25 protein-coding genes are annotated in these 23201 nt (G+C 67.4%); 6 read left to right on the top strand and 19 right to left on the bottom strand.

The window, feature by feature from the left end:
- Positions 1 to 14: 14 nt before the first annotated feature.
- From E3O65_RS08870 to E3O65_RS08860, 3 genes are read left to right on the top strand one after another with little or no spacing between them, the layout of a single operon-like run.
- Positions 15 to 995, top strand: coding sequence for a branched-chain amino acid ABC transporter permease (locus E3O65_RS08870; RefSeq protein ID WP_134363397.1), 981 nt, complete (start codon positions 15 to 17; stop codon positions 993 to 995).
- Positions 985 to 1899, top strand: a complete 915-nt coding sequence (locus E3O65_RS08865) for an ABC transporter ATP-binding protein (protein ID WP_134363359.1) — start codon at positions 985 to 987, stop codon at positions 1897 to 1899. The genes E3O65_RS08870 and E3O65_RS08865 overlap by 11 nt, the downstream gene beginning before the upstream one ends.
- A complete protein-coding gene (locus tag E3O65_RS08860; RefSeq protein WP_134363358.1) occupies positions 1896 to 2666 on the top strand; it encodes an ABC transporter ATP-binding protein in 771 nt (256 codons plus the stop codon). The genes E3O65_RS08865 and E3O65_RS08860 overlap by 4 nt, the downstream gene beginning before the upstream one ends.
- 293 nt (positions 2667 to 2959) lie before the next feature.
- Here the strand turns inward: E3O65_RS08860 and E3O65_RS08855 are convergent, their stop codons facing one another.
- The 4 genes from E3O65_RS08855 to groES all read right to left on the bottom strand — a co-directional run bounded on the left by E3O65_RS08855 (position 2960) and on the right by groES (position 6496).
- Positions 2960 to 4255: an ABC transporter substrate-binding protein gene (locus tag E3O65_RS08855; protein ID WP_134363357.1), complete on the bottom strand. Its 1296-nt coding sequence runs from the start codon at positions 4253 to 4255 to the stop codon at positions 2960 to 2962.
- Positions 4256 to 4381: 126 nt separating this feature from the next.
- Positions 4382 to 5110 (bottom strand): ABC transporter substrate-binding protein, encoded by a 729-nt coding sequence (locus E3O65_RS08850; protein ID WP_134363356.1) that lies wholly within the window; start codon positions 5108 to 5110, stop codon positions 4382 to 4384.
- 46 nt (positions 5111 to 5156) lie between these two features.
- Complete coding sequence (gene rarD / locus E3O65_RS08845) at positions 5157 to 6125, bottom strand: EamA family transporter RarD (protein ID WP_422386414.1); 969 nt, start codon at positions 6123 to 6125, stop codon at positions 5157 to 5159.
- A gap of 74 nt (positions 6126 to 6199) precedes the next feature.
- Positions 6200 to 6496 (bottom strand): co-chaperone GroES, encoded by a 297-nt coding sequence (gene groES / locus E3O65_RS08840; protein ID WP_066597535.1) that lies wholly within the window; start codon positions 6494 to 6496, stop codon positions 6200 to 6202.
- Positions 6497 to 6624: 128 nt separating this feature from the next.
- Between groES and E3O65_RS08835 the strand changes: the two genes are divergently transcribed.
- Positions 6625 to 7824 carry a class I SAM-dependent methyltransferase gene (locus E3O65_RS08835; protein ID WP_134363355.1) on the top strand — a complete coding sequence of 400 codons (1200 nt, stop codon included), beginning with the start codon at positions 6625 to 6627 and terminating at the stop codon, positions 7822 to 7824.
- 17 nt (positions 7825 to 7841) lie between these two features.
- Here the strand turns inward: E3O65_RS08835 and E3O65_RS08830 are convergent, their stop codons facing one another.
- The 10 genes from E3O65_RS08830 to glmS all read right to left on the bottom strand — a co-directional run bounded on the left by E3O65_RS08830 (position 7842) and on the right by glmS (position 15642).
- Positions 7842 to 8252 (bottom strand): DUF4190 domain-containing protein, encoded by a 411-nt coding sequence (locus E3O65_RS08830; RefSeq protein ID WP_134363354.1) that lies wholly within the window; start codon positions 8250 to 8252, stop codon positions 7842 to 7844.
- A gap of 19 nt (positions 8253 to 8271) precedes the next feature.
- Positions 8272 to 8817, bottom strand: coding sequence for a DUF4190 domain-containing protein (locus E3O65_RS08825; RefSeq protein WP_134363353.1), 546 nt, complete (start codon positions 8815 to 8817; stop codon positions 8272 to 8274).
- A gap of 93 nt (positions 8818 to 8910) precedes the next feature.
- Entirely contained in the window at positions 8911 to 9330 is a 420-nt protein-coding gene (locus E3O65_RS08820; RefSeq protein WP_166785702.1) for a DUF4190 domain-containing protein, read from the bottom strand.
- 136 nt (positions 9331 to 9466) lie between these two features.
- Entirely contained in the window at positions 9467 to 10561 is a 1095-nt protein-coding gene (gene tsaD / locus E3O65_RS08815) for a tRNA (adenosine(37)-N6)-threonylcarbamoyltransferase complex transferase subunit TsaD (protein WP_134363351.1), read from the bottom strand.
- On the bottom strand, positions 10558 to 11070 hold the full coding sequence (gene rimI / locus E3O65_RS08810; RefSeq protein WP_134363350.1) for a ribosomal protein S18-alanine N-acetyltransferase: 513 nt from the start codon (positions 11068 to 11070) through the stop codon (positions 10558 to 10560). Before rimI ends, tsaD begins: the two co-directional genes overlap by 4 nt.
- A complete protein-coding gene (gene tsaB / locus E3O65_RS08805; protein WP_134363349.1) occupies positions 11070 to 11702 on the bottom strand; it encodes a tRNA (adenosine(37)-N6)-threonylcarbamoyltransferase complex dimerization subunit type 1 TsaB in 633 nt (210 codons plus the stop codon). Before tsaB ends, rimI begins: the two co-directional genes overlap by 1 nt.
- A 9-nt stretch (positions 11703 to 11711) precedes the next feature.
- Complete coding sequence (gene tsaE, locus E3O65_RS08800) at positions 11712 to 12230, bottom strand: tRNA (adenosine(37)-N6)-threonylcarbamoyltransferase complex ATPase subunit type 1 TsaE (protein WP_134363348.1); 519 nt, start codon at positions 12228 to 12230, stop codon at positions 11712 to 11714.
- Entirely contained in the window at positions 12230 to 13390 is a 1161-nt protein-coding gene (gene alr / locus E3O65_RS08795) for an alanine racemase (protein WP_134363347.1), read from the bottom strand. The genes tsaE and alr overlap by 1 nt, the downstream gene beginning before the upstream one ends.
- Positions 13387 to 13743, bottom strand: coding sequence for a holo-ACP synthase (locus E3O65_RS08790; protein ID WP_134363346.1), 357 nt, complete (start codon positions 13741 to 13743; stop codon positions 13387 to 13389). Before E3O65_RS08790 ends, alr begins: the two co-directional genes overlap by 4 nt.
- Positions 13744 to 13791: 48 nt before the next feature.
- The gene (glmS, locus tag E3O65_RS08785; protein WP_134363345.1) at positions 13792 to 15642 is read right to left on the bottom strand and encodes a glutamine--fructose-6-phosphate transaminase (isomerizing); all 1851 of its coding nucleotides are present in this window, start codon (positions 15640 to 15642) and stop codon (positions 13792 to 13794) included.
- A gap of 33 nt (positions 15643 to 15675) precedes the next feature.
- Here glmS and coaA point away from each other — a divergent pair, with 33 nt between their 5' ends.
- Complete coding sequence (gene coaA, locus E3O65_RS08780; protein ID WP_134363344.1) at positions 15676 to 16632, top strand: type I pantothenate kinase; 957 nt, start codon at positions 15676 to 15678, stop codon at positions 16630 to 16632.
- Positions 16633 to 16852: 220 nt separating this feature from the next.
- Here coaA and glmM read toward each other — a convergent pair whose 3' ends face one another.
- From glmM to E3O65_RS08760, 4 genes are all read right to left on the bottom strand, one after another.
- Complete coding sequence (gene glmM / locus E3O65_RS08775) at positions 16853 to 18214, bottom strand: phosphoglucosamine mutase (protein WP_134363343.1); 1362 nt, start codon at positions 18212 to 18214, stop codon at positions 16853 to 16855.
- Between the two features lie 21 nt (positions 18215 to 18235).
- Entirely contained in the window at positions 18236 to 18721 is a 486-nt protein-coding gene (gene rpsI / locus E3O65_RS08770; protein ID WP_104100939.1) for a 30S ribosomal protein S9, read from the bottom strand.
- Between the two features lie 49 nt (positions 18722 to 18770).
- On the bottom strand, positions 18771 to 19217 hold the full coding sequence (rplM, locus tag E3O65_RS08765) for a 50S ribosomal protein L13 (RefSeq protein WP_134363342.1): 447 nt from the start codon (positions 19215 to 19217) through the stop codon (positions 18771 to 18773).
- Positions 19218 to 19392: 175 nt separating this feature from the next.
- Positions 19393 to 20226: a tRNA pseudouridine synthase A gene (locus tag E3O65_RS08760; protein WP_134363395.1), complete on the bottom strand. Its 834-nt coding sequence runs from the start codon at positions 20224 to 20226 to the stop codon at positions 19393 to 19395.
- Between the two features lie 190 nt (positions 20227 to 20416).
- Here E3O65_RS08760 and E3O65_RS08755 point away from each other — a divergent pair, with 190 nt between their 5' ends.
- On the top strand, positions 20417 to 22321 hold the full coding sequence (locus E3O65_RS08755) for an acyltransferase family protein (RefSeq protein ID WP_134363341.1): 1905 nt from the start codon (positions 20417 to 20419) through the stop codon (positions 22319 to 22321).
- 366 nt (positions 22322 to 22687) lie between these two features.
- On the opposite strand, the gene rplQ is transcribed toward E3O65_RS08755, so the two are convergent.
- On the bottom strand, positions 22688 to 23185 hold the full coding sequence (gene rplQ / locus E3O65_RS08750) for a 50S ribosomal protein L17 (protein ID WP_134363340.1): 498 nt from the start codon (positions 23183 to 23185) through the stop codon (positions 22688 to 22690).
- Positions 23186 to 23201: the final 16 nt, after the last annotated feature.

Raw genomic sequence — 23201 nt, 5'->3', positions numbered from 1 at the left:
AAGGGCATCCGATGATCGACTGGGGAGCAATCTTTAGCAACGCAGCCGTCGAGCTGATCAGCCCGACCACCGCCGCCTACGCCCTCGCGGCGCTCGGGCTGGCGATCCACTTCGGATACACCGGCCTTCTGAACTTCGGCCAGGCCGGCTTCATGGCCCTCGGCGCCTACGGGTTCGCCATTTCCACCCTCAGCTTCGGCTTCCCCGTCTGGGGTGCCGTGCTGGTGGGGATCGGCGCATCCGTCATCTTCGCCCTGATCCTGGGTATTCCTACCCTGCGTCTGCGGGCGGACTACCTGGCGATCGTGACGATCGCCGCGGCGGAGATCGTGCGCCTCCTGTTCACGACGAACACGTTCCAGGCCATCACCGGCTCGGCGAACGGGCTCAGCGGGTACAAGGGCGGTTTCGCCGGCCTCAACCCCATCCCCGAGGGGCGGTACGGCTTCGGTCCCTTCGAGTACAACGAGTACGACTGGTGGCTGCGCATCGTGGCCTGGTCGATCGTGGCTCTCGCCTGCCTGTTCACCTGGCAGATCATGCGCAGCCCGTGGGGTCGCGTGATCAAGGGGATCCGTGAAGACGAGGATGCCGTGCGCGCGCTCGGCAAGAACGTCTACTCCTACAAGATGCAGTCTCTGATCCTCGGCGGCGCGTTCGGCACGATCGCGGGCATGATCTTCGTGCTCCCCCGTGCTGTGGTGCCGTCGAACTACCAGACGTCTCTGACATTCTTCATCTACGCGATCCTCCTGCTCGGCGGCGCATCGACGATCCTCGGGCCGGTCATCGGCTCGATGGTCTTCTGGGTTCTGCTCTCCTTCTTCTCCGGGTTCATCGCCCGCGCGGTGGAAGCAGGCTGGATTCCCTTCATGACCAGCATTCAGGCTGGCCAGCTGCGCTTCATCCTGGTGGGAGTGGCGATCATGCTCATAGTCATCTTCAGACCGCAGGGCATCTTCGGAAACAAGAAGGAGTTGGCCTTTGTCAAATAACACCGTTCCCAGCAACAAGCCGGTCAAGTCCACCGACCTGCACATCGGCGAGGCCCGACCGGGATGCACAAAGCGCGACCCGATCTTGGTGGCCGACGGCGTGAGCCGCACCTTCGGCGGGCTCAAGGCCGTGGATGTCGACCACGTCGAAATCCCCCGCGGAGCCATCACGGCGCTGATCGGTCCGAACGGGGCCGGTAAAACGACCCTGTTCAACCTCCTCACCGGATTCGACAAACCCGATTCCGGGTCGTGGACGTTCGAGGGCCGCCCGCTCTCAGGCATGCCGGCGTTCAAGGTGGCCCGGATGGGCCAGGTGCGCACCTTCCAGCTCACCAAAGCCCTCGGCCTGCTGACGGTCATGGACAACATGCTTCTCGGTGCCAAAGGCCAGGCGGGCGAAAACCTGTTCCGGGCGATCTTCCCCTTCTTCTGGCGCAAGCAGGAGGAGGCGAACAAGGCCCGGGCCATCGACATCCTCGAACGGTTCAAGCTCGACGCCAAGAAGGACGACTACGCCGCCAGCCTGTCCGGCGGGCAGCGCAAGCTGCTGGAGATGGCGCGGGCGCTGATGAGCGAGCCGAGTCTGGTCATGCTCGACGAGCCGATGGCCGGGGTGAACCCGGCGCTGACGCAGTCGCTGCTGGACCACATCCTGAACCTGAAGGCCGAAGGCATGACGGTGCTGTTCGTCGAGCACGACATGCATATGGTTCGCCACATCGCCGACTGGGTCATCGTCATGGCCGAGGGCCGGGTGGTCGCCGAAGGCGACCCGCACGAGGTGATGCGCAATCCCGCCGTGATCGACGCCTACCTGGGCCAGCACCACGACGAGGACCTCGGCGAAGATCCGGCCGCCGAAACAGAACACGTCGAAGCCATTAAGGAGCTGCTCGATTGACGAACACTAGCCCTGCCGCCGCACCGGCCTACACCCCCACCGGGCAGCCCGTCGTCGAGGTCAAGACCGTGACGGCCGGTTACCTGCCGGGCGTCAACATCCTCAACGCCTGTTCCCTGACCGCCTTCGACGGCGAGCTGATCGGGATCATCGGCCCGAACGGCGCCGGCAAGTCCACACTGCTCAAGTCGATCTTCGGCCAGGTCAAGGTGAGGGAGGGTGAGATCCTGCTTCGCGGCGAGAACATCACCAACCTCAAGGCGAACAAGCTCGTCGCCAAAGGCGTCGGCTTCGTGCCTCAGACGAACAACGTCTTCCCCACGCTCACCATCCAGGAGAACCTGGAGATGGGGATGTTCCTGAAACCGAAGGGCCTGCACGAACGCCTCGAGTTCGTCACCGAGATCTTCCCGGAACTGAAGAAGCGGCTTCAACAGCGCGCCGGGTCGCTGTCGGGCGGCGAGCGCCAGATGGTCGCCATGTCGCGGGCACTGATGATGGGCCCGCACGTACTGCTGCTCGATGAGCCGAGCGCCGGGCTCTCCCCGGTGCGCCAGGACGAAGCCTTCCTGCGCGTCAAGGAGATCAACAAGGCCGGCGTCACGACCATCATGGTGGAGCAGAATGCCCGTCGGTGCCTGCAGATCTGTGACCGCGGCTACGTGCTCGACCAGGGCCGCGACGCCTACACGGGCACCGGACGGGAGCTGCTGAACGATCCCAAGGTGATCGGCCTCTACCTCGGCACTCTCGGCCAGGACGACTAACCTCAGCTGCACGACCAGCACGACCAGCACGCAGAAGCGGCACCCGAGATTCTCGGGTGCCGCTTCTGCGTGCCCGCACCGCGACGTGTCCGCATTGCGACGTACCCGCATCGCGACGTACCCGCACCGCGACGTGTCCGCATCGCGACGTACCCGCATCGACGTGTCCGGCACCGACGACGGATTCTGGGGAGTCGCCCAGCGCCGTAGGCGGGCGCTGGGCGCACGAAAAGGGCCCCGACCGAGGTCGGGGCCCTTCACCTGTCAGAGATCAGTCAGCGACCGATCGGTGGCTAGTTGATGCGCTTGTACGTGTTGTCCTCGACATATTCGTAGACGCCGATGGTCGCCTCGGTCGGGTCGCCGTTCTCGTCGAACGTGACCGGGCCGGAGAAGCCGTCGTAGTCGACCTGGTCGCCGGCCGCGAGTGCCTCGGCCGCCGCGGTGAAGTCGGTGACCGTCGCGCCGTCGCCGGTTCCGCCCGAGACCTGGCGGAGGTGCTTGGAGATGGCCTCACCCGAGACGTCGTTGGCCGCGTAGGCAGCCATCGCGACCAGCATGACGGCGTCGTAGGACTCGGCCGCGTAGCTGAAGTCGGTCAGGGTCGGGTCGATCTCCAAGAGACGGTCGGTGAAGTCGCCGAGGGTTCCCACGTCGAGTCCGGGCAGGGTGCCCTTCGCGCCGGTGATGATGCCCGCGTCGAAGTCCTTGCTGTAGTCAGCCAGGTTGCCGTCCACGAAGTAGAGGTTGCCACCGGGGTAGCCGGAGCCGACCAGTGCGGGGGTGATGACCTTGGCCTGGTCGAACGTGATCAGGGCGATCGCGTCCGGGTTTGAGGCGGTCACTTCGGAGATCTGAGCCGCGAAGTTGGAGTCACCCTCGTTGAAGAGCGATGTAGCGACAACCTCGCCGCCGGCAGCCTCGAAGGCCGCCGTGGTGGACTCGGCCAGGCCGGTGCCGTAGGAGTCGTTGAGTACGATGAGGCCGAGAGTGCTGTTGCCGTCCTCGGCGATCTGGGTGCCCAGAACTTCACCCTGCAACAGGTCAGACGGGGCGGTGCGCCAGTAGAGGTCCTTATCGGCGTACTTCGTGAAGTCCGCCGAGGTGTTGGCCGGGGAGAACTGCACGACGCCAGCACCAGTGATCTGGTCGATCACAGTCTTGGAGACGCCCGAGGACGCCGCACCGATGATCGCGGAGACATCCTGCGAGAGAAGGTCGGTCACAGAGCCGGTTGCGGTATCCGTCGTGGTGTCGCCGGAGTCGCGGAAGATCGCCTCGACGGTGAGGCCGAGGTTCGCGTCGTTGATGTCCTTGACGGCAAGTGCGACACCGGCTTCTTCGGGCGGGCCGAGGAAGGCCAGGGCGCCACTCTGGGGAAGGATGGTGCCGATCTTCAGGGTGAGGTCGCGGTCGCCGGCCGTGATGGCTTGGGCGTCTCCGCTCGCAGCGGGGGCTTCCGATTCAGCCGGATCTGCAGCGTTGCTGCTGCATCCGGTGAGCAGAAGTGCACTGACGCCGACCATGGCGACTCCAGTGACGACGGCCCGGACTGAGCGGGAGGCCGAGGCCTTCGCGAATACGCTCATGTTGCTCCTTGGGAGTAGAGAATGAGAAATGACAGCGGTCGATTGACTGCCGTTCTGTCACATTATTGACAGGGATCGCACGAAACAAGGCAACCGTGTCACATCCGTGTAACGCAGACCCAATCGTTACGATCGGCGGCCGGTGACTCCTGAATAGGCGATCTGTTGCGCATCGGCCAGCGCGGCCGCACATTCTCCCCACGAGGCGCACGCCGCCGACCCGGTGCTGACCTGGTCAAGGGCAGGCGAGATCGACGCTGCTCCGTCGTCCCCGGCCCGTGCGGCGGCCAAGGCGCTCAGGACAACTCCGTCGTAGGCCTCCCCACCGCCGGCGGTGTCGACCAGGCCCGGGTCGAGGGTGCGCAGCCGCACCGCGAATTCCTCGCCCGCGGCCAGCGGCGTGCCGCCGTTCGCGAAGCTTCCGAGCGCCAGCAGCGCCACCGGGGCCGCCAGGGCCGCAGCGGCCAGGTCGTCCGGGACCGGAATCGTGGCGTCCCACAGCACGACGTCGACGCCACGGGCAAGCAGGTCGGCCAGGGAGTCCGCCGCAGTGACGGCGGAGTCACGGTGGATCAGCTGGATCGGAGTCCCGAGCACGCGGCCCTGCTCGGTGATTTCCCGGGCCGCCAATTCAGACCCGGCCACCTGTGCGGCACCGCTGGCAGCGTCATCGCCCGTCATGGGAAACAGGGTTCCGATGCGCACAGTCCCGTCGCCGGTCGGTTCAACCACGACGGGGGCCGCGGACTGTGGCGCGGCGGTCGGGGTCACCTCCGGCACGCAACCCGAGAGCAGAAGAACGCCGGCGAGCGCCCCGATCAGCCTGACGGGGACGGAAGTCGAAGCAGCGCGCATCCGGTGTCCTTTCACGTACGAGGTGCGCCATCGAGCGTAACGCGGCTTAGGCGGGTTCGAGGGACGCACGCCGGGGAGCGCGACCGGTGAGGACCATGTCGGTTGTGAGAACGATGAGAGCCACCCAGACCAGTCCGAAACCGACCCAGCGCTCGGGCGGCATGGGCTCCAGAAGCACGAAGACGCCGACCAGGAACTGGAGGATCGGCGCGAAGTACTGGATCAGTCCCATGTAGGTCAAGGGCAGACGCCGGGCCGCCGCGGCGAAGAACAGAAGCGGGACGGCGGTCACGATTCCCGTGGCAAGCAGCCCCAGCGTGTGCCAGGTCGACAGGGTTCCAATAGTGAGGCCGGAGATGGAGGCCACCACGATCAGCTGCACGACGGCGATGGGCGCCAACCAGATCGTCTCGAGCGTGAGCCCGGCGACGGCGTCGACGTCGCGGCCCACCCGCTTCTTGATCAGGCCGTAGAAGCCGAAGGAGAAGGCGAGGATGAGCGACACCCACGGCAGCGAACCGTAGCCGACGGTCAGCACGACCACGGCGCCGAGGCTGATGCCCACGGCCACCCACTGCAGCGGGCGCAGCTTCTCCCCCAGAAGAAGAACGCCGAGGAACACCGTGACGATCGGGTTGATGAAGTAGCCCAGGGCAGCCTCGACAACGTGGCCACTGAGAGCGGCGTACACGTAGGTTTGCCAGTTCACGAAGATAAGCAGCCCGGCCAGCCCCATGGTGAACACGATGCGCGGCCGCCGCACCAGGACGAAGAACGCGCGCCATTTGCGGGTGACCGTGATCAGAAGCGCGCAGAAGACGAGCGAGAAGAGCACCCTCCAGGCCACGATCTCGAAGGCGCCGCTCGGGGCGAGCAACAGGAAGAAGAGCGGCAGCATGCCCCACAGGGCGTAGGCGAGGATCGCGTAGATCAGGCCCTTACTCTGCTCCGACCGCGCCGGCCGGGTCGCCCTGCCCCCTCGGGGTGTGCCAGGTGAGGACGGGCCTTGTTGCACGGACGCGCCTTTCTTAACGAAGAAGAATCCCGAATGGCCAGGCCATCCGGGATTCTATCAATCAGTGCGTGTGACTAGCGAACGACGACCGCGAGCACGTCGCGAGCCGAGAGCACGAGGAGGTCCTCGCCACCGAACTTGACCTCGGTTCCGCCGTACTTGGAGTAGATCACCTTGTCGCCGACGGCGACGTCGAGCGGAATGCGGTTGCCGTTGTCGTCAATGCGGCCGGGGCCGACTGCGACAACTTCGCCCTCCTGGGGCTTTTCCTTGGCGGTGTCAGGAATGACCAGACCTGATGCGGTGGTCTGCTCTGCGTCGACCTGCTTGATGACGATGCGATCCTCGAGCGGCTTGATGGAGACCGACACGGTTGACCTCTTTCTTAGCTAAGACATAGTTAGCAGACTCACAGCGAGAGTGCTAAGCCGAGTTTAGGGCGCATCTGGCACTCACGCAACGTGAGTGCCAGATGCGCCGGGGTTGATAGGTTTGCACGATGGAACGCTCAGAGCTCGTCGAGCTGTTGTCGCCGGGCGGTTTGCGCCTGCTGGACTCGTTGCCGCCGTACGAATCGGCCGCCGATGTCGTGCGGGTGGTAAGCGACCTGCGCAAGGCCGGGCACAGCCCTGACCTGGTCACCGCCGTGCTCGGCCAGTCGCGACTGCGCGCCAAGGCTGTGCCCAAGTTCGGAGAGTTCGCCGGGCGGATGCTCTTCACGGATGCCGGGCTCGAGCAGGCCACGCGGCTGCAGGTGGCCGCCCTGCACGCGGGCCGGTTCGTCGGCGGCGGCCTGAACCGGGTCGCCGACCTCGGCTGCGGCATCGGCGGCGACGCCATGGCCCTGGCCGCGATGGACCTCACCGTGACGGCGGTGGACGCCGACGAGGTGACCGCGACCGTCGCCAGCTACAACCTGGCCCCGTTCGAGAACGCGAGCGTGCTGCACTCCGCCGCGGAAGACGTGGACCTGGCCGGGTTCGACGCCGCCTGGTTGGACCCGGCCCGCCGCACCGCCGGGCATGCCAATACCAAGCGCCTCACCCGGCCCGAGGACTACTCCCCGCACCTCGACTTCGTCTTCGGCCTCAGTGAACGAATGCCCATCGGCGTCAAGCTCGGTCCGGGGCACGACCGCGACCTCATCCCCGCGGCGGCCGAAGCGCAGTGGGTGTCCGTGGACGGCAAGCTCGTGGAGATGGGGCTGTGGTTCGGTGCTCTGGCGCGGCCCGGCATCCGTCGTGCCGCCCTCGTGTTGGGCCGCACCGGAACTCACGAACTGACCGCACCCGGCGACAGCGTGGATGCCCCGGTGGGCGTGCTGGGCGACTATCTCTACGAGCCGGACGGTGCGGTCATCCGCGCCCGCCTGATCGGCGATCTGGCCCGATCGCTCGACGCGCAGATGCTGAGCGACGCCATCGCGTATCTCACCTCCCAGACGCTGCAGCGCACGCCTTTCGCCACCGCGTTCCGGGTGCTGGAGCTGCTGCCGGTCGACGAGAAGAAGCTGCGGCTGGCCCTGCAGGAACGCCGCATCGGCACCCTCGAGATCAAGAAGCGGGGCGTCGACGTCGATCCCGCCACCCTGCGCACCCGGCTGAAGCTCAAGGGCCCCGAATCCGGCACGCTCATTCTCACCCGCGCGGCGGGGCAGCGCGTCGCCCTGCTGGTAGAACGGGTTGCGCCACTCCACTGACTGCTGTGCGGCCGCAGTCAGCCCGGCACGATCGTGAGAGCCTGCATGACGATCAGCACCCACGCGACGGCCAGGATCAGACCGGCTAAACCGGTGCCGAGACCATAGGCCCACAGGGCGCCGGAGCGCCGCTCCGTGATGCGGGCCATGACGGCCAGCACGACCGCGGCCAGCGACAGCGCCGCCCCCCAGACACCGAAGACGGCGATGCCCAAACCGAGCAGTCCGAAGACCAGGGCAGCAATGGACAGCCCGCCCCGGCCGGCCTGCGCGCTGAGTTCACTGTCGGTGTAGACGTAGGGCACCCATTCGGTGGGAGCCGTAACGGTCGACGCGTAGTCCAGCTCACCCTCGACGGGTGCCGACGGCCGGGTGAGGTCGAACCGGAATTCGTCATCGCGGGGCGGCTCTCGGTACTCCCCAGCCATCGGCTTCGCTAGCTCCGGCTCAATACGTGGAGTAGTCGCTGGGCACGCTGGCGAAGAGTACCGCCCAGGCCACAATGCTGATGACGGCCAGGCCGACCCCGACAAACCCGGTGATGAGGCCGGTCAACCAGAAGCCCTTCGCCTGCGGTTCCTTCGACTTGCCGAGGAATCCGAGGATGACGGCCGCGGCCGGAATGAAGAGCCCCAGGATGCCGCCCACGATCGGAATGAAGACGACCGGGGCACCGAGGATGCCGACGATTCCGGCGACGAGCGCCAGAATGCTCAGGATCGGCTGCTTCGTGGCGGGCGCTGTGCCGTAGCCCGCGTAGGGCGCACCGTAGGCCGGTTCCTGGGCAGCCATCGGTGCTCCATAGGCGGGCGGAGCGGACGGGGCCCCGTAAGCGGGCGGCGGGGTCGGGGCACCGTAGGCCGGCGGCGTCGTCGGAACATCCAGGCGCACGTCGGAACGCGGGATGTCCGGGACCTGAGGCACGTCAGGCACCTGGGGTACGTTCGGCACTTGGGGGACCTCGGGAGTGCTGGGGATATTCGAATCGCTCATGCGAGTTCATTCCTTTCCGGACGACGGGGTGTGCGTCGCAGGTTTTCTGGGGTCACCGGCTAGCGGCCCAGGTGTCGACCAATGGCCGCTGGGTCAGTAACCGTCGACCAGGGACGGGTCGTTGAGAATCGCGACCATGACCGGGATGAGCACGACCAGCAGGACGAGCCCGGCTACGATCCCGAGATAGCCGAGGACGAGGCCGGCGATCGCGAGCCCCCGACCCTTTTCGCCGGTCCGGCCGATCTGGCTCAGGCCGATGTGGCCGCAGATGATGCCGGCCAGCGAGATCCCCAGCACGCTCGTCACCAGCGACACGATGGCCAGCACGTTGTATTTCTCGGTCGGGGACTGCTGCGCGTACGGCTGCTGGTAGGGCTGCTGCCCGTACGCCGGAGCGGCCTGGGGTGCACCCTGCTGCTGCGGGGCCGGAGTCCCGGCTCCGGGTGCAGGGGAGGACTGCGGCTTGAACATCGGGGGTGGGGTTACGGGAGGCTGGTTCGGATCGGTCATGTCGCGTGCTCCTTTGAGAATGGTGCATCTGGTCTGCCAGAGTGGCTCCCAGCCGGACAGCGGGGCAGGTTCGATTGAACGGGGTCTGCCGATGCCAGAATACCCGCCCGACGGCGAAACGCCGGTGATCGGGGCTTCAGACCTGAATGTCGGACACCGGAAGTGTCGAATCCGCGCCGAACTCCAGCGACGAGGGCTCATGCCCGGCCATGATCAGCTGCGCCCCGAGGGCGGCGATCATGGCACCGTTGTCGGTGCAGAGCGACAGCGGCGGGATGCGCAAGGCGATGCCCGCGGCATCCGTGCGTTCCTGAGCGACCTGGCGCAGCCGGGCGTTGGCGATGACGCCACCACCCAGCAGAAGCCGCGGCACGCCGAGGTCCACGCAGGCCGCAATGGCCTTCGTCAGCAGGATGTCGACGACCGACTCGCGGAAACTGGCCGCGACGTCGGGGACCGGCACCGGTTCGCCGGCGTCGCGTTTCTGCTCGACCCAGCGGGCCACCGACGTTTTCAACCCGGAGAAGGAGAAGTCGTAGCGGTGCTTCTCCATGTCCTTGGTCTGACTGAGCCCCCGGGGGAAACGGATGGCGGTGGGGTTGCCCTCCAACGCCGCCCGGTCGATCTGGGGGCCGCCCGGGTAGGGCAGACCGAGCAGCCGGGCAACCTTGTCGAAGGCTTCGCCCGCCGCGTCGTCGATGGTCTCGCCGAGCAATTCAACGTCGGAGACCAGGTCTCGCACCAGGAGCAGCGAGGTGTGGCCTCCGCTGACGAGGAGCGCGATGGTGGGGTACTCGAGCGGCTCCGTGGTGTCATCGGTGTCGAGCCGCAGCACGTCGGCGCCGACGTGGCCGACGAGGTGATTGACCGCGTAGATCGGTTTGCCGAGCGAGATGGCGAGCGCCTTGGCCGCGCCGACCCCCACCATGAGCGCACCGGCCAGGCCGGGGCCGCAGGTCACGGCCACCGCGTCGATCTCGTCCAGGCGGATGCCGGCTTCGGCGGTTGCCGCCCGGATCGCCGGCACCAGCTCCTCGAGGTGAGCGCGCGCCGCGACCTCCGGCACCACTCCCCCGTAACGGGCATGTTCGTCCATCGACGACGCAATCGTGTTCGAGAGCAGAATACTGCCGCGCACGATCCCGATGCCGGTCTCGTCGCAGGAGGTCTCGATGCCGAGCACGAGCGGGTTCTGGCGGTTCAGCGTGGTGGGATCGTTCCTGCCGGTCATTCGTGGGCCTCCGCCGCGGACTCTGCCGGCGTCATTTTCATTTCAGGGTCAGGCACGTGCAGGCGCATCACGATCGCGTCGACGTTGTCGGGCTGGTAGTAGCCGCGACGGATGCCCAGCTCCTCGAAGCCGAGCCGGCGGTAGAGTTCCTGGGCCGCCGGGTTGTCGGCACGCACCTCGAGGAACACCTCCCGCACGCCCCGCTTCCGGGCCTCGGCGATCAGGCTGAGCATCAGCGTGCGGCCGAGGCCGTGCCCACGGGCCTGCTCGGTGACCGCGATGGTCTGAATGTCGCCCTCGTGAGCCCCGGATGGTGCCAGCAGGCCCGCGTAGGCCTCGATCCGGTCGGGCTCGTCGGGCGGGAAGGCCACGAGGTAGTAGCAGTCGGAGCTGACCACGTCGTGGGCCATCGCAGCAGTGGACCAGGCGTCGTTGACGAAGATTCGAGTCTCAAGGGCCATGATCGCCTGCACGTCGTCGGCTTTGGCGCGGCGCAGCTGCCAGGTCATCAGCTCACTCGCTTCGGTCCGCTGGACAGTGTGACGTCGGGCGAGCGCAGGTAGAGCGCCTCGTCGGCGGCAAAGGGGCGATGGTGGGCCCACATCAGCTCAGCAACCTGACCCAATTCCGCGGCCGATACGGCGACCGCGTCGAAACGGGGCACTGCCGCGTGGAGCCACTCAGCCTCGAGCAGCACGGCCGGCTTGGCCACTCCCGGACCGTCGACCCGGATCGGAAGGCCCGCGGCATCCGCCCCGCTGTACACGGACCAGTTCACCTCGCGCCGCCGGGCGTCGGTGACGACGACAAGGGGGCCGGTGTGGCCCGCCTCGTAGCGCCCGAAGGCGAGCGCGTCATGGCTGACGACGGGCACGAACGGCACCCCGGCACCGAGAGCGAAAACCCGCGCGGCAGCGATGCCCACGCGCAGGCCGGTGAACGGCCCTGGGCCCATACCGCCGACCACTGCGGACAGAGCGCTGATCGGAATGGCCGCGTCGCGTAGGCAGTCGGCGATCAAGCGGCCGACCACCTCAGCGTGACGCATGGTGTCGGTGGTGGATTGTTCGGCGATCACGCCTCGGTCGAGGTCGACGACCGCGACGCTCGTCCCGGCGGAGGTATCGATGGCGAGAAGCACCTCACCAGCCTATTCGCTGAATTCGCCTGAGTCGGCCCAGCGGAGGCCGTGCGGCGTGAGCGTGACCGTACGCGGTTCGTCAAGGTCGAGCACCTCGTCGGGGTGGTCGGGGTGAAGCGCGACAGCGGACGCCGCGGCCTGGGAGGCCCCAACCGGCCGTTCGATCTCGATATCCAGCCACGAGTCGGCGAGGCCGTCCAGCATGCCGCGGCCCCACTCGACCACGACGATCGACCGGGCGAAATCGATGTCGAGGTCATCCAGCTCGAGGGCGCCTCCGAGCCGGTAGGCGTCGACGTGCACGAGCGGGGGCCCGCCGACCGTGCTGGGGTGCGTGCGGGCGAGCACGAACGTGGGGCTGGTGACCGCGCCCCGCACCTGCAGCCCCTCCCCCAGACCGCGGGTGAAGGTGGTCTTCCCGGCTCCAAGGGGCCCGGTCAGCACGATCAGGTCGCCGGCCCGCAGCAGCGCCGCCACCGAACGGCCGAACTCGTGCATTTCGGCGGCGTCGGGGATGACGGTGCGCATCACCGCTGACCACCGGCAGTACCGGCACCGGGGGCGGCGTTTCCGATCGCGTTCCGGTAGCTGCGGGGAATCCGGTGGCCGATCCGGGTCACGATCTCGTAGTTGATCGTGTCGGCGGCGTCTGCCCAGTCGGTAGCGCTCGGCACGCCGGTGGACGGATCGCCGAAGAGCACGACCTCGTCGCCGACGGCGACACCCTCCCGCCCGACGCTGACCACGAACTGGTCCATGGCGATGCGCCCGACGATGGGATCGAGCCGTCCCGCCAGGCTGACCCGCGCGGTGCCCGATGCCTGGCGCGGCACCCCATCCGCGTAGCCCAGGGGCACAAGGGCGAGGTAACCGTCGGCAGGAGCCCGCCACAGGTAGTCGTAGGAGACACCGGCGCCGGCGGCCACCGGCCTCACCGCGGCGATCCGGCCCCGCAGGGTCATCGCCGGGATCAGACCCAGGTCGTGCGAACTCTGGTCCGCGAATGGCGACAGCCCGTAGATGCCGATGCCCACGCGCACCATGGAGTAGCGCGCCGCCGGCACTCGAAGTGCCGCGGCCGTGGACGCGAGGTGGATCAGCGACGGGGTCAGACCAGCGGCCCGAGCCGCGGCGAGACCGCGATCGAAGCGCCGGATCGCCTCGGCGTCGTCCTCCGGGGAAGCATTCGAGAGGTGACTGAAGACACCGGTCACGGTGAGCCGGCCGGACTTCTCGAGCTGTGCCGCCAGCGCGAACGCCTCTGCCCAGTCCGGTTCGTGCACGCCGTTGCGGTTGAGCCCGGTCTCCAGTTTGATGTGCACGTCCGCCACGAGGCCGAGGGTGCCGGCGGCCTCCGCGACCTGATGCAACTGCCGCAGGGAAGACAATCCGAGGGACACGTTCCGGGAGAGAGCGCCGGCGAAATCGGCATCCGGATCGTGCAGCCAGGCCAGGAGCGGCGCGTCGATACCGGCACTCCGCAGCTCCATCGCCTCGTCGACGTCGGCTACGCCGAGCCAGTCGGCCCCGGCGGCGAGCGCGGATCGGGCGACCGGAACGGCCCCATGGCCGTAGGCGTTCGCCTTGACGACGGCCATCAGATGCGGTGTGCCGACCACGCTCTTCAGGTGCGCGACGTTGGCGAAAACGGCGCCGAGGTCGACGACGGCTTCGCGATACCCGGTCATGCGGTTCCTTCCGTGACCACGAACGCACAGGCCACCCCGGCGTCGTGGGTCATGGTGAGGTGCACCGTGTCGATGCCCCGGGCGACCAAGGCTGCGGCGGCGGCGCCGGTCAGTACGAAGCCGGGGTTCCCGTGCGGGTCGGTGACGACGGCCATCTCCTGCCAGCTGGCGCCCGCGCTGTCGCCAAGGGCCTTGATCAGTGCCTCCTTGGCCGCAAAACGCGCGGCCAAGGAGTGCACCGGGAGTCCGCGCTCGACTTCCGTGAAGAGCCGCGCGATGAGCCCGGGCGTGCGCAGCACCTGCCGTTCGAAGCGGGCGAGGTCGACGATGTCCACCCCGATGCCGCGGATCACCCGGTCACCCTGTGCACCCTGTGCTGCTCTCCGGCCGCTCCGACTCCGTTACTCGACCGTGACGGACTTCGCCAGGTTGCGCGGCTGGTCGACGTCGAGTCCCTTCACCGTGGCGAGTTCCATGGCGAAGATCTGCAGCGGCACAACGGCCAGCAGCGGCTCGAACAGCGGCGACGCCAGCGGAATGCGGATGACGGTGTCCGCGAACGGCAGCACCGCGACATCTCCCTCTTCGGCGATCGCGATGATTCGCGCGCCTCGGGCACGGATCTCCTGGATGTTGGAGACCACCTTGGGGTGCAGGTGAGCGGAGCCGCGCGGGCTCGGCACGACGACGAAGACCGGCTGGCCGGGCTCGATCAGCGCGATCGGGCCGTGCTTGAGCTCACCGGCGGCGAAGCCCTCGGCGTGGATGTACGCGAGCTCCTTGAGTTTGAGCGCGCCCTCGAGCGCGATCGGGAAGCCAACGTGGCGGCCGAGGAACAGCACGGCACGCGTGTCGGCCATCCAGGTGGCCAGCTCGTGCACCGTGGACTCCTGCAGCAGCGTGGTCGCCAGCTTGTCCGGGATGGCCTGCAGCTCGGTGATCTGAGCGGCGGACTCCTCCGCGCTGATGCTGCCGCGCACCCGGGCGAGGTGCAGGGCGAAGAGATAGAGCGCGGCGATCTGGGCAGTGAAACCCTTGGTGGACGCCACGGCGACCTCAGGGCCCGCGTGGGTGTAGATCACGGCGTCCGACTCGCGGGGAATGGTGGCACCCTGCGTATTGCAGATCGAGATGGCCTTCGCTCCGGATTCCCGGGCGAACTTGACTGCCATCAGCGTGTCCATGGTCTCGCCGGACTGGCTGATCGAGATCACCAGGGTCTCGGGGGTCAGCACCGGGTCGCGGTAGCGGAACTCGTGGCTGAGTTCGATGTCGACCGGAACCCGGGTCCATTTCTCGATAGCGTACTTGGCGACGTAACCGGCGTTGGCCGCCGTGCCGCAGGCGACGATGACGATTCGACGGATGCCCGCGAGCACGTCGTCGCCGAATTCGGTCAGCTCGGGAACAACGGCCTGACCCTCGTGGATGCGGCCGCGCAGGGTGTTGCGCACGGCATCCGGCTGCTCGGAGACTTCCTTGGCCATGAAGCTGGACCAACCGCCCTTTTCGGAAGCGGAGGCGTCCCAGGCGATGTCGAACTCTTCGGTTTCGACCGGGTTGCCGGCGAAGTCGGTGACCGTGACGAGGTCGGGCGTGATGGTGACGATCTGGTCCTGGCCGATGGCGACCGCGCGGCGGGTGTACTCGACGAAGGCGGCGACGTCGGAGCCGAGGAAGTTCTCTCCGTCGCCCAGGCCGATCACGAGCGGTGAGTTGCGGCGGGCGCCGACGACCACGCCGGGCTGGTCCTGGTGCACGGCCAGCAGGGTGAAAGCTCCGTCGAGCCGGGAGACGACCGCGCGGAACGCTTCGCCCAGGTCGCCAACGCGCTGGTATTCGCGCCCGAGGAGGATGGCGGCGACCTCGGTGTCGGTCTCGCTCTCGAAGTTGAAGCCCTCGGCGAGGAGTTCGTCCTTCAGGACGGAGAAGTTTTCAATAATTCCGTTGTGGATAAGGGCAAGTTTTCCGTTGTCACCCAGGTGCGGGTGCGCGTTCAGGTCGTTCGGTGCCCCGTGGGTTGCCCACCGGGTGTGCCCGATCCCGGTGTTCCCGTTGTTGATCGGGTTCGCCTCCAGCTCGGCAGCCAGAACGGCCAGTTTGCCGGCGCGTTTAGCGGTATTGAGCGTGCCCTCACCATCGATGACGGCGATCCCCGCAGAGTCGTACCCCCGGTATTCAAGCCGCCGCAGACCCCCCATCAGGACCTGAACGCTCTTGTTGTCTCCTACGTATCCAACGATTCCACACATGACTGCGATATTAGTCCGAGTAAGCTCGGTGGAATGTCCGATCCGGTTGCGAGTCCTTGGAACAACGGCCACAGCACTCCCTTCGTCGAACTGGACCGGGCAGACTGGGCTGCCCTCGCGCCAACAACCCGCCTGCCTCTGCGGGAGACCGAGATCGTCCAGCTGCGTGGTCTGGGTGAGCCGCTCGACCTCGGTGAGGTCACGGATGTCTACCTACCGCTCAGCCGCCTGCTCAACCTGTACGCCGCCGGCGCCCGCCAACTGCACCGGGCCACGAGCGACTTCCTCGGCGAACGGGCCCAGCGCACACCCTTCGTCATCGGCGTCGCCGGGTCGGTCGCGGTGGGCAAGTCGACCATCGCCCGGCTGCTGCGTGAGCTCCTCGCCCGCTGGGAGGACACTCCGCGGGTCGAACTGGTCACCACCGACGGCTTTCTGCTGCCCAACGCGGAGCTCAACCGCCGGGGGCTGATGGAGCGCAAGGGGTTCCCCGAGTCTTATGACCGACGGGCCCTCCTGCGCTTCGTAGCCGCGGTCAAGAGCGGCGCTGCCGAGGTGCGGTCGCCGTTCTATTCCCACCTCAGCTACGACATCGTGCCGGACGCCCAGATCGTCGTGCGCCAGCCCGACATCCTGATCGTCGAAGGTCTCAACGTGCTGCAGCCGCCCGGACCAGGCCACGGGTTGGCCGTCAGCGACCTGTTCGACTTCACCGTGTATGTGGATGCCCGCACCCAGGATATCGCGCGCTGGTACGAGGAGCGCTTCCTGAACCTGCAGCGCGGCGCATTCAGCAACCCCAAGTCGTACTTCCACCGGTACGCGAGCATGACCGAGCCAGAGGCGCGCAGCCGAGCGCGGGAGATCTGGACCGAGATCAACGAGCCCAACCTGCTCCGCAACATCCGGCCGACCCGTTCACGCGCCACCCTCGTGCTGCGCAAGGACGCGAACCACGCGGTCTCCAAGGTGCTGCTCCGCAAGGTGTGACCGCGCAGTGCCCATTCTGATCGACAGCGGCCGCTGTGCCGCTCGCTCTGCACCGAAACGGGCACACCCGAGGACCGAGCACACGCACACCGAACCAATTCGACGGAGATTTTAGCGATTTCGCCCGTTTCCCCCATGTTTCACGCGGATTCGAGCGAAATCTCCGTCGAATTCGTCCGGAGGCAGGGCGGAACGGCGCCGGGCAGGTGGACTCTCGCCGCTAGAGGGCGAGCTGTCGGCGCACGATGTCGGCCAGTTCGTTGGCGAGGCGGTCGGCGGTGCCCTGATCGGCCGCTTCGACCATGACGCGCACCATGGGCTCGGTTCCCGACGGGCGCAGCAGCACTCGGCCAGTGTCGCCCAGTTCGGCCTCGGCGGAGCGCACGGCGTCCGCAATGACCTCGTCGGCGTTCAGACCGTGATGATTGACGCCTCGCACGTTGACGAGAATTTGCGGGAAGACCGTCATCACCGAGGCCAGCTCGGCGAGGGTCTTTCCTGTGCGGGCCATCTCGGCGACCAGGTGCAACCCGGTGAGGATGCCGTCTCCGGTTGTCGCAAATTTGGTCATGATGACATGGCCGGATTGCTCGCCGCCGAGCGAGAGCCCATCGATGTTGAGCTCCTCGAGAACGTAGCGGTCGCCAACCTTGGTCTCGATCATGCGAATGTCGTTGGCGGCCATGGCCTTGCGCAGACCGAGGTTGCTCATCACGGTTGCCACGAGAGTGCGGTCTTTCAGCACGCCGCGTTCTGCCATCGATACCGCGAGGATGGCCATGATCTGGTCGCCGTCGACGATGTTGCCTTCGCGGTCGACGGCCAGACAACGGTCGGCGTCACCGTCATGCGCGATGCCGACGTCGGCGCCGGCCTCGAGCACGGCGCGGGCGAGGTTGTCGAGGTGGGTCGAACCCACGCCGTCGTTGATGTTGTTGCCGTCCGGGTCGGCACCGATCACCGTGAGGGTGGCTCCGGCATCCGTGAAGACCTGCGGTGACACGCCGGCTGCGGCGCCGTGCGCGCAGTCGAGAACGACGTGGATGCCGTCCAGACGGTGCGGCAGGGTGCCGAGGAGGTGCAGGACGTAGCGGTCCTCGGCGTCGGCGAAGCGACTGATCCGGCCGACGTCGCCGCCGATGGGCGTGAGCATGTCGAGCTCGAGGTGCTCTTCGATGCGGTCCTCGACGTCGTCGGGAAGTTTGGTTCCCCCGAAGGCGAAGAACTTGATGCCGTTATCGGGGGCGGCGTTGTGCGAGGCGGAAATCATCACGCCGAAGTCAGCGCCGATATCGGCAATCAGGAACGCGGCCGCGGGAGTCGGGATGACGCCCGCATCGAGTACGTCAACGCCGGAACTCGCCAGTCCGGCCGCGACTGCGGCCGAAATGAATTCACCGGAGATCCGCGGGTCCCGGGCGAGGACCGCAACGGGCCGACGGCCCTCCGCGCGACGCAACTCCGCGCGGCGGCCCTGAGTCAGGACCGCCGCACTGGCTTGGGCGAGGCCCAGGGCCAGGCCAGCCGTGAGGTCACGGTTGGCCAGACCCCGGACGCCGTCCGTGCCAAATAGTCGAGGCATGTGTCTACAGTGCCGATCGACTTAACGCTTGGAGAACTGAGGAGCCTTACGGGCCTTCTTGAGTCCGGCCTTCTTACGCTCCTTGACGCGAGCGTCGCGGTTGAGGAAGCCGGCCTTCTTGAGAATGGCGCGGTTGTTCTCTTCGTCGATCTGGTTCAGCGAACGTGCGATGCCCAGACGCAGGGCGCCGGCCTGGCCGGAGGGGCCACCGCCGGTGATGCGAGCGATGACGTCGTAGCTGCCGATGAGGTCGAGGACCTTGAACGGGTCGTTGATGAGCTGCTGGTGCAGCTTGTTCGGGAAGTAGTCCCCGAATTCGCGGCCGTTGACCGTGATGGTGCCGGAGCCGGGGACGATGCGCACGCGAGCGATGGCCTGCTTGCGACGACCGACGGCTGCGCCGGGAACGTTGAGGATGGCGCGGGGCGCCTTGGTTACAGTCTCGGTCGGAGTCTCGGTCGAGTAGCTCTCCGGAGCCTGGTCAATCTGATCTGCGATTTTCGCCACGATGGTGTGAATCCTTTTTTCTTAGAGTCGAAAAGTCTGGTGGCCGGCGCTACTGAGCGACCTGGGCGAGGGTGTACGGCTTAGGCTGCTGCGCGGCATGCGGGTGCTCCGGGCCGGCGTAGACCTTGAGCTTGGCCAGCTGGGCGCGACCGAGAGTGTTCTTCGGCAGCATGCCACGGATGGCCTTCTCAACCGCACGGGTCGGGTGCTTCTCGAGCATCTCGGAGTAGTTGGTGGCCGTGAGGCCGCCCGGGTAACCGGAGTGGCGGTAGGCCATCTTCAGGTCGAGCTTCTTGCCGGTGAGGGCGATCTTCTCGGCGTTGACGATGATGACGAAATCGCCCATGTCCATGTGGGGAGAGAACGTGGCCTTGTGCTTGCCACGAAGGAGAATGGCGGCGTGGCTGGCAAGACGACCAAGCACGATGTCTGTGGCGTCGATGACGACCCAGTCGTGCTGGACTTCGCTTGCCTTGGGAGTGTAAGTGCGCGTCACTATTGAGCTGCTTTCTTGTTTCGAACGGAGGTGTTCGTGAATCCCGCTCCGGGTGTGTTCCCAGAGGGGGAACACGATCGATGGAGGGCTCACGTTCGTGTGCCTGGCTGCAACGCACAGACACCAAGGGATTACGATACCGCGACCAGCCCGGCAGCGCAATTCGGAGGGGGCACTACTCGGTGTCGTCGATCAGCTCCCGGCGCGCGCGGGTCTCCCGCGCCCGCACGGCCAGCAGCTCGTCGGCCGGGTACCCAACCTCCAACAGGGTGAGACCCTGGGCCGGCATCACCTTGAACTCGCTGGTGCGGGCCCGCTCGATCCGAAGGTCGACCAGGCGGTCCCCGGCCAGGCGCCCCTCCCCCACCGCGACGCAGGCCCCGACGAGAGCGCGCACCATGCTGTGGCAGAAGGCGTCGGCCTGAACGGATGCGACGAGCACGCCATCGGGGTCACGGCGCCAGCGGAACTCCTGCAGGGTGCGGATCGTGGTGGCTCCAGGGCGCGGTTTGCAGTAAGTCGCGAAGTCGTGCAGGCCGATCAGCGTCGCGGCCGCCGCATCCATCGCGTCCACATCGAGGGCGAACCCGTGCCACGTGGTTCGAAAGCGCTGCAGCGGGTCGTGCCCGACCACGGAGTCGGCGATCCGGTACTCGTACCGGCGGTACAACGCGGAGAACCGGGCGTCAAATCCGGGCGGTGCCAGAATCGACGACTTGATCACGATTTCGGGCTGGGTGACGAGGATGCCCCCAAGACGACGTTGCACCATCACCGCGAGTGGCGTCGGCGGCCGGCCCTTGCCACGGGTGATGCGCACGAGGCCGTCGACCTGGGCGGGGTTCAGATCGAAGTGCGCGACCTGTCCGATCGCGTGCACGCCAGCATCCGTTCTCCCGGCCACGGTCAGAATCGGAGTGGGCGGATGGCTGTGCAGGATGCCGGCCAGCCCCGCCTCGATCTGACCCTGCACGGTGCGCAGTCCGGGCTGGGTGGCCCAGCCGCTCATGCCGGTTCCGTCGTAGGCGATGTCGAGCCTGATCCGGGTGGTGCCCGCTGCTTGGGTCTCGTCGGGCGCCGGGGGAAGAATCACGGAGGTAAGTGTATGTTCCGAGCCGGGCTATCGTTGAACCCGGACTTCGGTCCCCACCTGTCATGAATACCAGTAGCCCCCGCCCTCTGACGCTTGTCCGCACTCCGTGAGCGTCCCCACTCAACGCCTGGCCGGTCTCGACGGCCTGCGTGGCATTGCCGTGGGCCTGGTCGTGGTGTTCCACTTCTTCCCCGCGGCCCTGCCCGGTGGATTCATCGGCGTGGACGTCTTCTTCGTGATCAGCGGATTCCTGATCACCGGCCTGCTCCTGACCGAACGGGACGTGACCGGGCGGATCTCATTCGGCCGGTTCTGGCAGCGCCGGGCGCTGCGCCTGGTGCCGCCGCTGATCCCGCTCATCCTGATCGCCGCCACGGCCGCGTGGCTGATTGGGGGCGACGTGTTGGTCGGGCTCGGCTGGCAGCTGATCGGAGCGGTGACATTCGGCTACAACTGGGTGTCGATCGCCGGTTCGGCGAGCTATTTCAGCGCCACTGCACCGGAGCTCTTCCGCAACCTGTGGTCCCTGGCGGTGGAGGAACAGTTCTACCTGGTCTGGCCCTTCGCCCTGGTGGCTCTGCTGCTCGTGCGGAACGGCCGGCTGCGGATCGGCCTGGTCTGCGCGCTCGCCCTGGCATCAGCCCTGGGGATGGGGCTGCTGTACCAGCCCGGTGACCCCACCCGGGTCTACTACGGTTCGGACACCCACAGCTTCGGGCTCTTCACCGGGGCCGCACTCGCGCTGCTGTCGCACCGTTCCGGGGGCAGGGCCGATGTGGCTCCCCGGCTCGCGGCGTTGCTCGCGCGCTGGCGACCCGGTCTCGGCGTGACCGCCCTGGCCGGGGTGTTGGCCGCCGCGTTCCTGCTGCCCGACACGGGGGCCGCCACCTATCGTGGCGGGCTGCTAGCCGTGAGCCTGCTGAGCGCGGTCGTGATCTGGGCGGCCGTACAGGGGCAGCGCTTCGGAGCGGCGCTCGACTCCAGAACGCTGCGCTATCTCGGCGAACGCTCCTACGGAATCTACCTGTGGCACTGGCCGGTGCTCGTGCTGCTGCAGTCCAGGTGGCCGATGACCCTCACCTCGCCCACAGTGCGCACGAGCATCGTCGTCGGCCTGCTGGCGGTGTCGCTGACGCTTCTGGCGGCAGGCGCGTCGTACCGCTGGCTCGAACTCCCGGTGCGATCGAACGGGGTGCGCGGCAGCATCCGTCGCCTGCGCTCGCGCTCCGCCCGCTCGCCCTTTCGGCGGGGCTGGCTGGCCCTCGCCGCCGTCACGGGCCTGCTCCTGGCCGGAGGGACGACGGCCGCGATGGTGACCGCCCCGCACCAGACGAGCGCCCAGAGCGAAATCGAACGCGGGCTGAAGGCAGTGGATGCCGCAGAGCGCCAAGCCCTGCAGGCCGAACGGCGCGCAACCCGGTCGCCCGCGTCGGCGCCAGCGCCAACGGGGACAGGTGCGCTGATCACGGCCGTGGGCGACTCGGTGATGCTGGCCTCCGCGCCTGAGCTGCAGGCCGGTTTCCCGGGGATCGCAATCGACGCCGCCGTGTCGCGTGGCATGGATGCCGCCCCCGACATTCTGAAAGCGCAGGCCAAGGCCGGCGCACTCCGGCCGGTCGTCGTCGTCGGACTCGGCACGAATGGTCCCATCCGAGCGAGCCAGCTCGACGACATCCGGGCGGTGATCGGACCCGACCGGGAGTTGGTCCTGGTCACGGCCTTCGCCGAGCGCGAGTGGACGGCGGGCGTCAACGCCGCCCTGGTCACCTTCGCCGGCCGCTATCGGGCGGTCGAACTCGCCAACTGGCACGACGCGATCGCCCCGCACACCGACCTCCTCGCGGGGGACAACATCCACCCGGGGCCGACCGGCGGGACGATCTATGCGGAGAGCGTGCGTGCGGCCCTGGACCGGCTCACCCAGATGCCCCCGGCGTTCGGCGGCCTGGACGCGTATCGTGAGCGCGACCCGGCACGGCCCCTGGAGTCCCGGCCCCCACGGATGCCCTGACACCGGCCAGTGGCGGCCTGATGCCCCCACGCCCGCCAACTCCGCCGTCACGGCGACCCTGCCTCACGTGGGGGTGAAGCCCAGGTAGCGGATCAGCGTCCCCGTCCGGCATTCCGAACTCCGCGGCCAGTCGCTGCCCGGCCCAGCTGCCAGGCAAGCAGTTCACGGCCGAGGCGCCGGCAATGGAAACCGAGGCACGAGAGTGCCGTCGGCGCGGCAGGTCTCCGGGTCGGCATTCCAATCGAGCGTTCCATGGCGGTATCCGGGGCTGGAGAGGCGGTCGCGGACGCGCGAAAATGGGGCCCGACCGAAGTCGGGCCCCATTTTTCGCGCAGCCGTCAGGCCGGGCTCAGCAAGCGTGGATGCTTACTTGGCTTCCTCGTCAGCAACGTCAGCTTCAACAGCTGCGTCCTCGGCGACGACCTCGGCCGGAGCCTCGGCAACGGGCGCTGCTGCGGCAGGCTTGGACGCAGCCTTGACGGAGGAGCGCTTGACCTTCGGGGTGACGGGCTCGAGAACGAGTTCCATCTGGACCATCGAAGCGTTGTCACCCTTACGGAAGCCGAGCTTCGTGATGCGGGTGTAGCCGCCATCGCGAAGAGCAACCTGGGGAGCGATCTCGGTGAAGAGCTCGTGCACGACGGTCTTGTCACCGATGGTGGCGAGAACGCGGCGACGGGCGTGCAGGTCACCCTTCTTCGCGAAGGTGATCAGTCGCTCGGCGACCGGACGCAGTCGCTTGGCGCGCGTCTCGGTCGTCTTGATGGACTTGTGGGTGAACAGGGATGCGGCCAGATTGGCGAGCATGAGGCGCTCGTGGGCCGGTCCGCCTCCGAGGCGGGCTCCCTTAGTGGGCGTAGGCATTGGTTTTCTCCAGTAT

The sequence above is a fragment of the Cryobacterium breve genome (genome assembly GCF_004402375.1).
Lineage (GTDB): Bacteria > Actinomycetota > Actinomycetes > Actinomycetales > Microbacteriaceae > Cryobacterium > Cryobacterium breve.
Note: the sequence above shows the minus strand (reverse complement) of the source record. Positions and strands in the feature narration are given on the sequence as shown.

Coding starts and splice junctions, on each gene's coding strand:
- rimI (WP_134363350.1), bottom strand. CDS start 11,070: ATGACCTGGCAGCTGCGCCGCGCCAAAGCCGACGACGTGCAGGCGATC.
- E3O65_RS08855 (WP_134363357.1), bottom strand. CDS start 4,255: ATGAGCGTATTCGCGAAGGCCTCGGCCTCCCGCTCAGTCCGGGCCGTC.
- glmM (WP_134363343.1), bottom strand. CDS start 18,214: ATGCCTCGACTATTTGGCACGGACGGCGTCCGGGGTCTGGCCAACCGT.
- coaA (WP_134363344.1), top strand. CDS start 15,676: ATGTCCGATCCGGTTGCGAGTCCTTGGAACAACGGCCACAGCACTCCC.
- E3O65_RS08825 (WP_134363353.1), bottom strand. CDS start 8,817: ATGAGCGATTCGAATATCCCCAGCACTCCCGAGGTCCCCCAAGTGCCG.
- E3O65_RS08830 (WP_134363354.1), bottom strand. CDS start 8,252: ATGGCTGGGGAGTACCGAGAGCCGCCCCGCGATGACGAATTCCGGTTC.
- E3O65_RS08760 (WP_134363395.1), bottom strand. CDS start 20,226: ATGAGCGGCTGGGCCACCCAGCCCGGACTGCGCACCGTGCAGGGTCAG.
- tsaE (WP_134363348.1), bottom strand. CDS start 12,230: ATGCGCACCGTCATCCCCGACGCCGCCGAAATGCACGAGTTCGGCCGT.
- E3O65_RS08820 (WP_166785702.1), bottom strand. CDS start 9,330: ATGACCGATCCGAACCAGCCTCCCGTAACCCCACCCCCGATGTTCAAG.
- tsaD (WP_134363351.1), bottom strand. CDS start 10,561: ATGACCGGCAGGAACGATCCCACCACGCTGAACCGCCAGAACCCGCTC.
- alr (WP_134363347.1), bottom strand. CDS start 13,390: ATGACCGGGTATCGCGAAGCCGTCGTCGACCTCGGCGCCGTTTTCGCC.
- E3O65_RS08850 (WP_134363356.1), bottom strand. CDS start 5,110: ATGCGCGCTGCTTCGACTTCCGTCCCCGTCAGGCTGATCGGGGCGCTC.
- rplQ (WP_134363340.1), bottom strand. CDS start 23,185: ATGCCTACGCCCACTAAGGGAGCCCGCCTCGGAGGCGGACCGGCCCAC.
- glmS (WP_134363345.1), bottom strand. CDS start 15,642: ATGTGTGGAATCGTTGGATACGTAGGAGACAACAAGAGCGTTCAGGTC.
- E3O65_RS08835 (WP_134363355.1), top strand. CDS start 6,625: ATGGAACGCTCAGAGCTCGTCGAGCTGTTGTCGCCGGGCGGTTTGCGC.